The 14,575-nt window shown below is 55.3% G+C and carries 14 protein-coding genes and 1 other RNA gene; 5 read left to right on the top strand and 10 right to left on the bottom strand.

Annotated features, from left to right (window positions below; genetic code table 11):
• Positions 1-48 precede the first annotated feature (48 nt).
• Positions 49-1,335, top strand: a complete 1,287-nt coding sequence (locus RC85_RS03210; RefSeq protein WP_068258716.1) for a SufS family cysteine desulfurase — start codon at positions 49-51, stop codon at positions 1,333-1,335.
• 49 nt (positions 1,336-1,384) lie between these two features.
• Here RC85_RS03210 and RC85_RS03205 read toward each other — a convergent pair whose 3' ends face one another.
• From RC85_RS03205 to RC85_RS03170, 8 genes are all read right to left on the bottom strand, one after another.
• Positions 1,385-2,674, bottom strand: coding sequence for a hemolysin family protein (locus tag RC85_RS03205; RefSeq protein WP_068258579.1), 1,290 nt, complete (start codon positions 2,672-2,674; stop codon positions 1,385-1,387).
• Positions 2,671-3,177, bottom strand: a complete 507-nt coding sequence (gene ybeY, locus RC85_RS03200) for an rRNA maturation RNase YbeY (protein WP_068258577.1) — start codon at positions 3,175-3,177, stop codon at positions 2,671-2,673. Before ybeY ends, RC85_RS03205 begins: the two co-directional genes overlap by 4 nt.
• Before the next feature lie 8 nt (positions 3,178-3,185).
• Positions 3,186-5,579 carry an HD family phosphohydrolase gene (locus tag RC85_RS03195; protein ID WP_068258575.1) on the bottom strand — a complete coding sequence of 798 codons (2,394 nt, stop codon included), beginning with the start codon at positions 5,577-5,579 and terminating at the stop codon, positions 3,186-3,188.
• A 27-nt stretch (positions 5,580-5,606) separates the two neighbouring features.
• Positions 5,607-6,599: a PhoH family protein gene (locus RC85_RS03190; RefSeq protein WP_068258573.1), complete on the bottom strand. Its 993-nt coding sequence runs from the start codon at positions 6,597-6,599 to the stop codon at positions 5,607-5,609.
• A 103-nt stretch (positions 6,600-6,702) separates the two neighbouring features.
• Positions 6,703-7,647, bottom strand: coding sequence for a phosphatidate cytidylyltransferase (locus tag RC85_RS03185; protein ID WP_068258570.1), 945 nt, complete (start codon positions 7,645-7,647; stop codon positions 6,703-6,705).
• Positions 7,648-7,774: 127 nt separating this feature from the next.
• Complete coding sequence (locus RC85_RS03180) at positions 7,775-8,278, bottom strand: hypothetical protein (protein ID WP_084422312.1); 504 nt, start codon at positions 8,276-8,278, stop codon at positions 7,775-7,777.
• A gap of 7 nt (positions 8,279-8,285) precedes the next feature.
• Positions 8,286-9,785, bottom strand: coding sequence for an MlaD family protein (locus tag RC85_RS03175; protein WP_068258569.1), 1,500 nt, complete (start codon positions 9,783-9,785; stop codon positions 8,286-8,288).
• Positions 9,778-10,347, bottom strand: coding sequence for a paraquat-inducible protein A (locus RC85_RS03170; RefSeq protein WP_235033447.1), 570 nt, complete (start codon positions 10,345-10,347; stop codon positions 9,778-9,780). The genes RC85_RS03175 and RC85_RS03170 overlap by 8 nt, the downstream gene beginning before the upstream one ends.
• Positions 10,348-10,350: 3 nt before the next feature.
• Between RC85_RS03170 and RC85_RS27385 the strand changes: the two genes are divergently transcribed.
• Together RC85_RS27385 and RC85_RS03165 are read left to right on the top strand one after the other, a co-directional pair.
• The gene (locus RC85_RS27385; protein WP_162273159.1) at positions 10,351-10,587 is read left to right on the top strand and encodes a hypothetical protein; all 237 of its coding nucleotides are present in this window, start codon (positions 10,351-10,353) and stop codon (positions 10,585-10,587) included.
• A 50-nt stretch (positions 10,588-10,637) separates the two neighbouring features.
• On the top strand, positions 10,638-11,300 hold the full coding sequence (locus RC85_RS03165; protein ID WP_068258568.1) for an NAD(P)H-hydrate epimerase: 663 nt from the start codon (positions 10,638-10,640) through the stop codon (positions 11,298-11,300).
• On the opposite strand, the gene mutY is transcribed toward RC85_RS03165, so the two are convergent.
• Both mutY and RC85_RS03155 read right to left on the bottom strand, forming a co-directional pair.
• Positions 11,297-12,367: an A/G-specific adenine glycosylase gene (gene mutY, locus RC85_RS03160; RefSeq protein ID WP_068258563.1), complete on the bottom strand. Its 1,071-nt coding sequence runs from the start codon at positions 12,365-12,367 to the stop codon at positions 11,297-11,299. The two genes, RC85_RS03165 and mutY, sit on opposite strands and share 4 nt — an antisense overlap.
• Before the next feature lie 67 nt (positions 12,368-12,434).
• Positions 12,435-13,613 (bottom strand): PDZ domain-containing protein, encoded by a 1,179-nt coding sequence (locus tag RC85_RS03155; protein WP_068258561.1) that lies wholly within the window; start codon positions 13,611-13,613, stop codon positions 12,435-12,437.
• Positions 13,614-13,738: 125 nt separating this feature from the next.
• Between RC85_RS03155 and rnpB the strand changes: the two genes are divergently transcribed.
• An RNA gene (rnpB, locus tag RC85_RS03150) (RNase P RNA component class A) lies at positions 13,739-14,131 on the top strand.
• Between the two features lie 47 nt (positions 14,132-14,178).
• Positions 14,179-14,379: a DNA gyrase inhibitor YacG gene (locus RC85_RS03145; protein WP_068258559.1), complete on the top strand. Its 201-nt coding sequence runs from the start codon at positions 14,179-14,181 to the stop codon at positions 14,377-14,379.
• Positions 14,380-14,575 lie beyond the last annotated feature (196 nt).

The raw sequence follows: 14,575 nt of genomic DNA, 5'->3' as shown, positions 1-14,575 counted from the left end.
GAGTCGCGAATTTACTTGTCCGATCCAAACAACAAAACCTTTCTCTCCATGACGGCCCTCACCGCCTCTGACGAAGCAACCTTGCAGCCCCTGCTTGATTCCCGCGACGACTTCCCGGTCCTCGGCCGTACGACCGCCAGCGGTGCTCCGCTGGTGTTTCTGGACAACGCTGCCAGCACCCAGCGACCGGTCGCCGTCATCGAGGCAATGGGTGATTGCTACCGAAATTACTACGCCAACGTTCATCGCGGCATCCACACGCTCAGCGAAGAATCAACCGCGGCGTACGAGCAATCCCGAACGGTCGCAGCCAACTTCATCGGTGCAGCGGTCGATCACGAAGTCATCTTCACGGCCGGTGCCACCGCATCGATCAACACCGTCGCACGCACCTGGGGTGATACCAACATCGGCCCGGGTGATGTGATCTTGCTGACGATCGCCGAACACCACGCCAACATCGTTCCTTGGCAACAATTGGCCCAGCGCGTTGGTTGCAAAATTGAATTCCTGCCGATCGATGATGATTTTCTGATCAGCGACGAAGTCGTTCAGGCGGCGTTGCAGAAACACCAACCCAAGCTGTTTGCTTTCACGGCGGCCAGCAACGTGTTGGGGACTGAAAACCCCGTGAAGCGATGGACCAAGATCGCACATGATCACGACGCGATCGTGTTGATCGATGCTGCCCAAGCGGTCCCGCACCGTGCCGTCAACGTTCAAGACTGGGATGCCGACTTTGTCGTCTTCAGCGGGCACAAGGTGTGTGGCCCCACCGGCATCGGCGTTCTGTACGGCAAGCAAACGTTGCTGGACGCGATGCCACCGTTTTTGGGTGGCGGAGCGATGATTGACGAAGTCAAAACCTCTGGCTTTACGACCGCTGCACTGCCGGACAAATTCGAAGCCGGAACGCCGCCGATCGCCGAAGCAATTGGTTTGGCCGCAGCGATGCAATACGTCAGCGAGCTGGGCCTAGACAACATTGCCAATCACGAACATCGCATGTGCGAACGAGCGGATGCGGCACTGCGATCGATGGACGGAGTGAAAGTGATCGGTCCGACGCCGGATAAGAAAGGTGGGATCGTCAGCTTTCAAGTCGATCGCATCCACGCGCATGACGTATCCCAGGGGCTCGACCATGACGGCATCGCAGTCCGCGCCGGACACCACTGCACGATGCCGCTGCATGAATACCTGGGCGTGACCGCGACTAGCCGCGCGAGCTTTTATTTCTACAACACGATGGACGAAGTAGACCAGTTCATCGAATCGCTTGCGAAAGTGCAAAAGAAGTTTGCACCGACGGGGCGACGACGAAAGCGATCGTGAAGCCGCTAGAAACCGAGGACTCATTGACGTAGCGGATTTCCAAACCTCGCTACCCAACTTTTTGGTTGGGCTGCCCCGAACGGTGGATCCGCATCGATTCGATTTTGCGATTGCTCGCTCTTAGAATTTCGATCTCAATCTCTTCGATCGTTAGCTTCTGACCTTCATCGGGAATCGCACCGATGTGGTACAGCACGTAGCCCGCGACAGTCTCGTAATCCTCGCTCTCGGGCAAACCCCAATCGAGCATTTCATTCAGGTCATCGATCATCACACGGCCGTCGACTTCGACCGTTTCATCGTCGATCACTTCGACGCCGAACTCTTCTTCGGCATCCGATTCATCAACGATTTCGCCGACGATTTCTTCCAAAGCATCTTCGATCGTAACGACACCGGCGGTCTGACCAAATTCGTCTAACACGATCGCCATGTGGCTTCGTGAATGTAGGAATTCGCGAAGCATTGATTCAACGCTACGCGAATCAGCGACGTTCCATGGCCGACGCATCACATCCGTCAACTGCTTGCCCTTGATACCCGAATCGGCCAAGTAAGGCAGCAAATCCTTGACGTAAAGAACACCGACGATTTGATCGAGTGTTTCCTTGTAGACGGGAAAACGCGTGCGTCCTGCTTTGACGACCTGAGTCAAAATTTTATCCCAATCCCACGTAACATCGATCGCATCGACTTCGCCGCGGGACGTCATGATGTGCGAGACCGTATTTTCGTGCAGCGTCACCACGCCCTGAATCATCTCACGAACACCCGGACCAAAGTAGCCTTCGCGAGTTCCCGCGGTGACCATGGTTCGGATCTCGTCTTCCAGTTGTTCTTCGTCTTCGTCTTCGTTCTCGGCGGTGCCCATCAATCGACGCGTCACCAAATCCACCAATTGCCCCGGAGCCGACAACGGGCTCATGATGATCGACAACGAACGCCAAAACGGCCACGTGTGATACAGCACTGGTGTTGATGCAAACCGCGTGACTGCGGCTGGTAACCAGACATGCACCATCATCATGATGCCGACCGCGCCGACGCCCCAAACCATCAATCGGATCGGCGGCGGCGAAACATGATTAATAAAGATCGCTCCTGTTCCAGCAATCAGGAAAATCACGGTTCCGATCATCCGCAGGTAGCCTGCCCCGTCGATTGCGTCGTCTTGATGGTCAAGCACCGCACCAAAACGATCGCGATTTTTCTTCAGCCGACAATAGGCTTCCAATGCGCGACCGGCAAACCGATCCAGAAGCTCGCTGCCCAGTCCGCCAATGCTGCTGAGGATAAACCCGACCGCCGAAACGGCCCACCAAACGTAGAGATGATTCACTCGGAATCCCCTTCGTTGGTATCGACACCAAATCGAACGATGTCGTTAATGCCAAGCGACGTCATCACTTCCGTTTCGCAGCGGCGCATTTCAGCACGGTCTTTGTCGTTGTGGTCGTCCAGACCAGTGATGTGCAAGACACCGTGGACGACGTACAACGCCAATTCATAATCGATCGACCAGCCCAGTTCGCTCGAACGCGCACGAGCCGTATCAACACTGGCGACCAATTCACCTTGGATCGTTGATCCTTCGGCGGAATAACCGAAACTGATCACATCGGTGGCGTAATCATGCCCAAGATGCTTTGCGTTAATTTGCTTGATGGTTTCATCGTCCGTGATGCGAACGCCCAATTCGCCGCGATGGAAGCCTTGCTGAATCGCCGCGGCGCGGGCCGCTTGCGTGATCAACGATGAATGAATGGGAGCGTGGACCTGTGCATCGATCGTAATTTCAACGTCGAGGTTCGGGGCGTCAGGTTCCGGCGGAGGTTCGTTCACTTTTTCGCTTAGGCTGATTGCTGACCGGGATATTTGACTCGAGCGTGATAGATCGCGGTCAACGATTTCACGAGGCTGCGTCGGACTCGGTCAAGCTGCTTGAAAGTCAGTCCACATTCATCGAACTGACCATCCCCCATTTTTTTGTTCGAGATCGATTCAACTAAGTTTGTGATTCGCGACGGTGTTGGGTCCACCAGCGTTCGGCTAGCACTTTCAACGGTATCAGCCAACATCATGACAGCGGCTTCCAGCGTTTGCGGCTTCGGTCCCGGATAACGGAAATCTTTATCGCTGACTGATTCGCCGTTGGGGTCTTCTTCGCTGCGGCGGGCGGCCTCGCGGTAGAAGTATTCCACCAACGTTGTGCCGTGATGCTGCAGAATGAAATCGATGATCGGTTCAGGTAGATGGTGACTGCGTGCCAGGTCGGCACCGTCTTTGACGTGCGCGATGATAACCAACGTGCTCATGGCCGGTTGCAGCGAATCGTGTTGGTTCACTCCCGCGGATTGGTTTTCGATAAAGTATTCAGGTTTGAACATTTTGCCGATGTCGTGGAAATACGCTCCGACGCGAACCAGCAATCCATTGGCACCAATCGAATCGGCCGCAGCTTCGGCGATCGAGGCGACATTGATCGAGTGGTTGTAAGTCCCCGGCGCACGCTGGGCCAATCGGCGAAGCAGCGGGTGCGACGCGTCGCCAAGTTCCAGCAAACTAAGGTCCGTCTGCACGCCAAACGCTTTCTCAACCAAGGGCAACAAACCAGTCATCGCGAGCGACGAAACCAAAATGTAAACGCCCGACCGCATCGCTTCTTTCAGCAAACCCCAGAACACCATGTCGGCTTGTGGCCCGCGATACACCGGTTCGATGCCTGAACCGAGCGCCCCAGCCGAAAGGGTTTGACCGGTCACGATCCCGACGCCGACAACGGTCATCAACGTAATCAACCCAGAAACAGCACCGACGTACAACAAGTGAGTTCGCGTGCGAATGCGACCGAGCAACAAAATGCAGCTCGTACAGGCGGCTGCCATGGAAACCAATTCGGCCAAGTCGCTGCCCAAGAATAACGTCGTTGAAATGCAGGCGGCGGCCATCAACAAAAGTGCTAGCTCACGTCCGTAGACAACTGACAACACGATCGACGCCATCACGAGCGGAATCAACTCGCCTCGCCAACGGTCACCCGACACCCAGTACCCCAGCACGATCGCCCCGACAACAACGGCCAGCACTTTGCCAAGCTTCCATCGATCCAACAGCAGCGATCGATCATCAACAAAGAAAATGTAGGAACCGCATAACAGATAAAGCGCCGCAATCATTCCGCCATAGGCCGCGACGCGGGCAAGCTTATCCGATAGCGTCATTTTTCCGATCAGCTCTACCCACTCTTTTTCTAGCAGACCAATTTCCTTGGTCGCCAACGGTTTCCCCGCTTCGGCCAACTGCGATTCACCAAAGCGGTACGGCGTCATCACGGGCTCGACCAACGCCGCGGCTTCCTTGCGAGCCTGTTCGCTGCGCTCGTCGTCGTACTGAAGCGTTTCGTAGCCTTTCAGCCGCGTGACGATCCAGTCGCCGATCATCTGCGCGACCTTCTGAGTCGATGCCGTCTTTGATTCTTCGCCAGAAAACCGCGTGCGAAATTGTTCCTTCAATTGTTTGACAAGTTCCAGCGACGCTTCAGCGATTCGAACATCACTCACGTCCACCGGTTTGTATTCATCAGGCAATCCGGCACGGTAAACCTGGATCAGATCCTTGCTGCCCTGATCCGGTTTGTGCGTCAGGTTAAGAATCACACCTTTCTCGAAATTCTTCTTCATCGCAATGTCGAGTGCTTCCTGCAGCTTCTTCAATTCCTTGTCTTCGGACAGCACATCTTTCAGCATCGCAAAACGCATCGCTGGTGTGTCCAGCGTTTTGCCTTCCGCGGGCGGACTGACTTGCGAAATGTCATAGAACTGACTGAACGCCAACTTTTCTTCTTCGGTCAATTCTTCATAGGAACTCTCGCTGAGCACCAGGAACAATTGGTCACGCAGTGCCGCCTGCAATTGTTTCAGCGGTTCGGTTCGGTTGCGATAGAACGCTAATGTTTCGCGGCGACGCGTGTTTTGAATCGCCTTGGTTTCTTCGATGTTGGGCACCTCGAACGTAACCCGGCTGACCAGGTCGCGTGCGGGGATCGCACCGACGCGATAGGCGAATGGCGGTCGCCAACTTTGGCAAAGAACCAACAGCAACAGCGCACCGGTGATCGCGATTCCAACACGCGAAAACACGTCGGTCTTGTTCGCATCCTGCCACCACTGAATCAGTCGTGGTTTTTGGATGCCAAGCGAATCGATCCGCTCTTGGCGGTTTCGCGGTTTGGATTGTCCACTCATCGCGGGCGGTTGGTCATCAATCGATGACTAACCTGACACTTCCTCGCTGGTGTTATCTGATTCGTACGCGGCGACAATCTTTTGCACCAAACGGTGACGGACGATATCGCCGGCGGTTAACTTAACCAAACCTATGTCATCGATGTTTCCGAGTCGTTTAATGGCGTCCTTTAGCCCGCTGGTGACGCCGCGAGGCAAATCTAACTGAGTTGCGTCGCCGCTGACCACCATTTTGCTCTGTTCCCCCATCCGGGTCAGGAACATTTTCATCTGCGGAACCGTCGTATTTTGAGCTTCGTCCAAGATGATAAAGGCATCATTGAGCGTTCGGCCGCGCATGTACGCCAGCGGAATGACCTCGATGATGTCCTGCTCCATAAACTCACGTGCCTGGTTAAAGTCAACCATTTCACCAAGCGAATCCATCAGCGGACGCAGGTAGGGATTCAATTTTGCTCGCAAATCGCCGGGCAAAAATCCCAGACTTTCTCCGGCTTCGACAGCGGGCCTGACCAGGACAATTTTGCGAACGTGGCCAGCACGCAGGGCTTCCACCGCCATGGCGACGGCCAAGTAAGTTTTCCCGCAGCCCGCTGGGCCGGTCGCGAATGTCAAATCGTGGTCGCGAATTGCGTCAACGTAAAGTGCTTGCCCCTTGGTTCGCGGTTTGATCCGGCGACCGGCGTGCTGAATGTTGATCTCTTCGCCGGTGGCAGGTTGATGCAACGCACTTCCGCCACGCCTCAAATCGGCCGCCGGCGTGACGCCTTCTTCGGCGGCCGCCTTGTCGATGTCGCCGATGCTGAGTTCACCCTGTTTGCGAGACAGATGGCGTAGCCTTTCCACCGCGCGGGTCGCTTTCTGAACCGGCTCTTCTTCGCCAGTGATTCGAACGCTGCCATTCCGCTGAGTGATGGTGACATCAAACAGTTTGCGCAGTCTGCGTAGGTGTTGGTCGCGTGGCCCAAACAAGGCCAAGATTTCATCGCGATCGGTAATCGAAAGCGTGTTTTCAGTCATTGGTTTTCCATGGATGTATGGATGGTTTGCCATCCAAATTGCCGATGCCCGAATTGTATCGATTCTGGGCCGGTAGCGGTGAGTTTTCAGTGTGAAGTCTAGTTCATGCCGCGACGCCGGCCGCAAAGCACAAAAACGCTGGCAAAATCGTTGCAATCAGCGAATCGCTGACATCCCAAACGCCGCCCAAACCGGGCAACAGGGTGCCACTATCCTTAGCAGCGCTATCGCGTTTGATCATCGATTCCGCCAAATCGCCGATCAATCCAGCAACCGCAAGCAGCGGTCCGAGCAGTAGGGCTCCGAAAAACGGCGTCGCCAGTCCATCAATCACGGCCTCGCTGACCGGCCCGTCGGCACCCCCCTTAATCATCGGGAAAAGCCAACTCAGACAGGCGAACGCAACGATCGTAGCGGTCACAATGCCGCCCGCGAGGCCCTGCCAGGTTTTGCCAGGGCTAAGCCGAGGGATCAGTTTATGTTTGCCAAAGGTCTTTCCTGCAAAATAGGCACCCGCGTCAGCGGACTTGGTCACCGCGATCATGGTCAGCAGAGCTGCCAGACCCCAGTTCCCATCACCAAGCGATCGAAGGGCCACCATCAACGCAAACGGCAGCCCCGCGTAAGCTGACACAAAGACGCCAGAAAAGGTGCGCTCAATCGTTCCTTTTTCATCCGATTGGTAACGATTCATTTCGACCATCAACGTGATGAAGACCGCCGCGATGCCACCGATCACAATCCACCCCAATTCGCCAACCGGACAATCCGCCGGATACACCGCGCCGGCGACCGGCCACGCCATTGGGATCGTCGATGACAAAGTCACCACCGCGGTCGCGACCAACGCACTGTTGCGTTGGCATTGCCGACCACTGGCGCGAACCATCGTCGCAATGTCCCACGCCGTGCCAAGCGAAAAGAACAACAACAACGGCAACAACCACAATCCTTCGGCACCAACGATGCTGTAGTTCCCGTCCAAGTACAACAGCACTGCAACGACAGTGATAATGACGGCGGAGGTTCGCAAGCGATCTTTTAACACAGAGATTCTTTCTAAGGATTCTTTCTAAGAAGGTGAGCGTGTCAGCCGAGCGATGAAATTTTATTCGAGCCTAACTTGACCGCGTTACTTTGATCAGCCGTCACGCGATAGCTTGGATACCAAATCCCTACTCAAACTCAAACCTCGACACGCCTCGCGCCCCGTTTGGTAACTGGCCCGTGACGACGATGTCTTCGACGGGATACTTGACCGGGTCAAACCGAGCACTACTTCGTTTGTCCGTAAACGTTCGTTGCGGCATGACTAACCTTTCCCGCGCAGCGAGCGGCGAATTTTGCAGATACAAATACTGACCATTGATATCGATCGTTAGCTTTCCAATTTCATCGTCCAGCAAATTCTCGATCACAACGACCTCGGTCATCAGAGCCCCGACACCGCTGACGGTTTCAACCGGTTCCAGTTCGATCGTCGCCAACACGGGCAACGGCGGCCCACCGACACTGTCCGGGAACAGTGCATAAACGCTCAAGCCGCAAACTACCATCGTGGCCAAGCACGCGATCAAACCGGTACGAGTCAGACGCATCGTGGGGGCGACTGCGGGCGGACTTGATTGATTCTGTTCTGATTCAGGTTCTGATTCAGGTTCTGCTGGGTTGTCTTTCATAGTCGCATCATTGGACAGGAATAGGAACGATTCTGGCACCCGCCTTTTCCACGATCAGTAAACCGATGATTCGTTCATCCACCGCCGAAATCACGGGCGCGCCATGCCACATTGACCGGCTTAGCCCGCCGCTGGCAACGTTCCAGTATCCCCCGGAATCAACACCGGAATCAGCACTAGAATCAGCACTGGAATCAGCACTGGCGTCTCCATTCAGTTCGCCGCCACGTGAGATTGATTGTCGCCCAATCATCTGCATGGTGACTTTGCCAGCACTTTCGTCAGCCCGAACCACAAAGCAATCTTCCGGCTCGCTGGCGGCGCGAATTCGATCCGGCATAATGACGCGGCCACCAGGCGGTTCGTGCGGGAAGAAGGTCTTGGCGATCGAACCAACGATCGTTGGTTGTGCCTGGATCGGAAAGAACCCGTCACGCAACTGATAACCTGCGGCGAACGAATCTTCTTTCGCATCTTCGCCCGCGGCCGCCACATCAGCCGGAAACACCGCAACCGCTTGGTTGTTAGAATCCGCGATCACGACGCCAAGTGACGTTGCCTGGGACGTTCGATTGATCCCCAAAAAAGTTTCAGTCCAGGTCGCAATGACGTTCAATGTTGCTGGCGGCGACTGTTTCAGCAGATTGATCTCCACCGCCGAATCGATCCAATCATCGTCGCGCCGGTCGTGAAGTTTGAATACCGAACCGGGCGCAACCTCTGCATCCGTTTCGTTGGCGGTGCTGATCATTGCCACGCCACCGCGTGCGATCGTCGCCAAAGATTCCGCATTCACATTCACGCCCGTCACGCCAACGTCAATGTCGATGCCGCTGGTCACCCAAAACTTGGAACCGCCGGTCACCAACCGCCGATAGCCGTCATCGATTCGCACGTGAACATCGACCTTCAACGCGTTGGGGGCTAGGCTTGCCGATAACACTCGACCGACTTCGATCCCACGCCATGTCACCGGTGCGCCGGGATGAATTCCATGACGGTCATCACCACGCAGCACCAATTCGATTCCATCGCTGCCCTGGTCGTCGGCGGGCCGCGTGCCAAGACCGCGAAACTCTGTCTTCACCGTTTCCGATTCGCCTGGAATGACGGCTAAGTACTTCGCCCCAACCGCAGTGTCCAAACCGCTGACGCCGCTAATATCAATTTGCGGACGCACAATCCAAAACCGAGATCCCTCGGTCGCCACCGCCGACGCACTTGGATCAATGCTGACGCTTGCAATGATGCTGGACAAATCTTCGCTAAGCGTGATCGCCGTCACCTGTCCAATGTCGATGCCGCGATGACGAACCGAATCGCCGACCTTCAATCCATGACCTTGATCAAACTGAATCGTAATCGCGATTCCGGAATCACGCGACGATGACCAGACCAGCCCGATCGCAAGCAACAAACATGCACCAGTCAGCCACCACAACTTTGACAAATGCGCAGCGGCGCGAGGCCGATCAACAACGTTGGCAGCGGGAAAGGAATCAGGCATCGGACGGCGTCTCCCAGATGGAATGTGGGTCAAAGGATAACGACGCAGCCATGCTCATCGCAACGCAGGCAACAAACGCGATCACCGCTGGCCCAAATTCAAAATGCACCAGGTTGCCAAGCTTCACCAACATGACCAAAAACGCCAACAACATCACGTCCATCATGCTCCACTTGCCGACGTGTTCCATCATCCGCAACGTGAACGCTTTGTGACGCGTCCCCAGCCATTCCAAACAGCTCAGCTCGATCAACAAAACAATTTTCATCAGCGGAAAAATGATCGAGAACAACAGGACAACGCCGCCGACGAAGTAGCTGCCGTGATGAAACAGATCGATGATCCCGCTGAGGATACTTTGCTGAGCGGTTTGACCGAGACGCTCAATTTGCAGAATCGGTAACAAGATCGCTGGCCAAAAAAGAATGAACGCACCCACGGCCGCCGCCGCAGTCCGCGAAGCACTAACGCGGCGAGGCGTTGGCGACACCAACCAAGTCTGACAACGAGTGCAGCAAGCGACCGAATTCGCCTGAACCGCAGTGGCATCAACGTTTGGCATCTGATGGATCAGCCCACAGCAATGGCAAGCCCGAAACAGTTCTTGATTATTGGTCATCATAATAAACGCAGAACGGAATTTATTCCGTTGCACTTGCAAAAATGGTTCACGGTAAAACTGAATGAATTCGGTTCTACGGCGGTGCCGCAGGAAGAACAACAAGCCTACAAGCTGGAAAGCAACACAAGGAATTGTCCTCCGCAACTGTCGTTTCAGTCAATGGAGACAATTGCCCTATAATCCATGACCGTTGGCACTGCGAATTAACTTCCCTACGTTAAAAGCTTTCTATGAATTCCAAGTCGCTCAGTTGTGAACAGGTTCGTCGTGTTGATCAGATTGCGATCGATGAATACGGAATTCCAGGGATTGTACTGATGGAAAATGCTGGCCGCGGCGCTGCTGAAAAGATCCACGGCGTTGCACCACCCGGACTGATCACGATCCTTTGCGGAAAAGGCAACAACGGCGGCGATGGCTATGTCATCGCGCGGCACTTGGAATTGCTGGGACGCTCCATTCAAATTGTTTCGACTTGCGAGATCAGCGATCTTTCGGGCGATGCAAAAACCAATGCCGAAATCGCAGCACGTTCGGACATTCCAATTCAAAAGGTCGACGAGTCATCTAGGTTGCAACTGATCCTGGATCCTGCCGCCACGATCGTCGACGGATTGCTGGGCACCGGATCCAAACCGCCGCTACGTGGAATGTACGCAGATCTAGTTCGCGCCGCCAACAATCAACCATGCATGCGCATCGCGTTAGACATTCCCACGGGCATGAACGCAGACACCGGCGAAGCGATTGATCCAACCTTCATCGCCGATCACACGATAACGTTCGTTGCACCGAAAACGGGTTTTGCCTCCCCCAACGCCAGCAAGCACATTGGGCAAGTTCACGTCGTTTCGATCGGAGTCCCAAGCAAGCTGCTGCGATCGATTGGCTAGTCCAACAGCTTCGCAATCTTGCGTCCGGTCACACTTAGCGGCAGCTTCTTCATTTCCTTGGCCGTCACGAATTTCCAGGGTGATTCAGAATCATGATTCTGACTTGCACTTGGCGACGGAAGATCCGCATGGTGAACCTGTAATTCGATTCGATACTTGGTCACCGCATGTTTGATTCGTGTTAACGGTTCGCCAATTTGCAGTGGCTGGTTCAACGACACGGAAACTTCGACAGCGGCTTCTTCCACGCTGTCGATCGAACGTTCGATCGTTCGCGGAAAGTCCCACAACCCTGACCAACGCACACCTTCGGGAAGCGCTCGCATCAGGTAGCGAGGCGGTTCATCATCGCCCGCGCCGGCTTCGCGAACGACGAACGCATATTCGCGGCGACTTTCGTACTTGATCTTTGCGAGCTTGCCGGGAATTTCAGCTTCTTTGCCAAATCGATGAGCAGCGCAGTGCTTGCGTACCGGACACTCGCCGCAATTCGGGTTCTTGGGCGTGCAAACGAGCGCCCCCAATTCCATCGCCGCTTGATTAAAGAGTCCTGACCCCTTTTTTGGCGGCAGCATGGATTCGGCGATCTGCCATAGCAGTTTGGTGGACTGGGTTTCGGTGGGTGGGCGACGTAGAGCGACCCAGCGGCTGAAGACGCGTTGGGTGTTGCCTTCGAGTACGGGGAAGCGTTGGTCGCCCGAAATCGACAAGATCGCGCCGGCGGTGTAACGGCCGATGCCGGGCAGTGCGAGTACTTCGTCGAAGTCGCTGGGGAAGACGCCGTCGTGATCTTCGACGATTCGCTTGGCGGCCGCATGCATGCTGCGGGCGCGGCGGTAATACCCCAGACCTTCCCAATGCTGCATCAGCGTTGCCTCTTCGGCTTCGGCAAGCTTGAAAACATCGGGAAAGGTTTTCAGGAAGCGATCGTAGTACGGCAACACCGTTTTGACTTGCGTCTGTTGCAACATGATCTCGCTGATCCAAACGCGGTAAGGCGTTGGCAGCGATCGCCAAGGCAACGTTCGCGCGTTCTTGGAAAACCATGACAGCAATTTCCGACGCACGCTGCTGCGATACGTCGCGTCTTGCCAAACCGGATCATGTTCGGGCTGGTCTTGTGATGGGCCTGCGTTAGCGATCGATCAACCTGCGAAGCTTGACCTTGGTGGTTTGTAGCTGACCGCCGCGAAGGTAATTCAATTCCATCTCGTCACCGGCAAAGTGCTGGTTGACTTTGGCTTGCAGATCGCTGAATTGTTCGACGACCGCGTCGCCGATCTTTACGATCACGTCACCGCGGATCAGGCCAGCCTGTTCTGCTGCACTGGCGGCGACGACTTCGGTGATTTCGCAGGCGGCGGCACGGTCCATGCACTTCACGCCAAGGAAGCCACCTTTCTTGTGTTCAATCGTTACGCCCGGCGCGGCTGCTTTCATCGATTCAACGTCTGCATCGGACGTGCCGGTTCCCATCAATGTGATGGAATCACGAATCGGCAGCGATGCCACGACCGTTGAAACTTCCTTTGACAGTTCGACGTATCGCAGGTCAAGCGACCGCATCGTTCGGACCTGTTTCAAAGCTTCCAAGTCCTCGGGGGCCAGCATTCCATCTTCCATCGCTAACGACTTCAAGTCAGGCATTTGGCTGACACGTTTTAGGACGTCCTTGTTGATTGCCGGGCCGACCAGTTTGATCGAATCGACACTGTTGAGCCAACGAAGCCAATCGAGAGCGGCGATGTCTTGGTTCCACTTGTCGTCGATTTGGGCAACGATTTTGGGTTCGCTGACGGCACGAATCATAAAGTCAGCCACGCCAACAAAGACACCTGCTGCACGCAATTCGGCGAGAGCCTGCGAACCGCGTTGCCGACGAATCTCGTCCGCCGCTCGGCGTGTCGATGCCGCGATCAAACCGGTCGTGGAATTTGACAGGTCTGCCAGATTCTGCCACGCGCCGCCATCTTTGGACGGATGATGATCGATGGCAATTTGAGTCAGCGCTGACGATGCACGCTCGATCGCTTCCAGGTCGCCGTCTAACATCACGGCCGCCAAATCCTTGACCGCATCCGGCCCCGCCTCGGTCAATTTCTGCTCGGCCGTTTCGCGCCGCAGGTAATGCGAATGCGACAACTGGGTTACCCAGTAGTCAATGTCGAGTGAATCAATGCCGGATGCCGCTGCTTTTGCAACGGCGGCGGTGTCTTGCCCCTGCAGCTTACCGTGCAAACCAGGACAATAAACCGCCACCAGCAAAGTGGTGGCGATCAATGCCGCAGGCCGAAGGTGTTTCATTTGATCCATGATTTGTCTGCTTTACCGTCGTGACAACGTATCTCGATTCACAGTGTAGCGGCAATGCAAACCGAAAGTCATCTGTAGATCTTGCTGATTTGTCGATTGTCGATCATCATTTACAGTTGAAATTGCGAGCGGGCGGGTCGATCGCTGGTCAGGTCAAACTGACTGGAGGAAAGTCCGGGCTCCGTAGGACAGGATGGTCGATAACGTCGACCGGCCGCGAGGCTAGGGAAAGTGCAGCAGAGAATAGACCGCCGAACGGTCCGCCAACGGTGGATGCGTGGTAAGGGTGAAACGGTGCGGTAAGAGCGCACCAGCGACCGAGGTGACTCGGTCGGCTTGGTAAACCCCATCCGGAGCTAGACCAAACAGAATGAAGCGGCGGTCCGTCGCGCAAAAGAACATTCGGGTAGGTCGCAGTGGAGGCGACGAGCAATCGTCGTGCAAAGATAAATGATCGTCGTCGCGGCAGGGCTCGCCTTACCGCGGCACAGAACCCGGCTTACAAGCCCACTCGCAATTTCATTTTTAGAACCGACTCAGCTTGCCTTTGAATCCCAAATCGACCATGCCCAAAGACCCAACCAAGTTCATGGTTTGCAGCAGTTGCGGTGAGACCTTTGATTTCAGCAAGACCAAGACGCCACCATTTTGCAGCGAGCGTTGCCGAATGATCGACCTAGGCCGATGGTTGGACGAAGAAATCAAAGTCCCACACGAAGGCGGCCCCGCCAAGGGCGAGGCCGTCGAGGAGTCGGAGGAGCAATAAGAACAAGCCACCTAGCCGCGGAGCGGTAACAGCCAACGCCGTGAAGGGTTTCTAAATCGTTTAACCGCGTGGGCATCGCCCCGCGCGTTCGGGTCCAGCACAACGCGCGGGGCGATGCCTGGGCTGATGAAAATGCGGTGGGTGATGTTATTCGCGAACCAGTCGAACATTGCAAATTGCAAAATGAACATTGCAA

The organism is Rubripirellula obstinata (assembly GCF_001642955.1).
GTDB lineage: Bacteria > Planctomycetota > Planctomycetia > Pirellulales > Pirellulaceae > Rubripirellula > Rubripirellula obstinata.
This window is presented reverse-complemented; position numbering and strand designations above follow the sequence as displayed.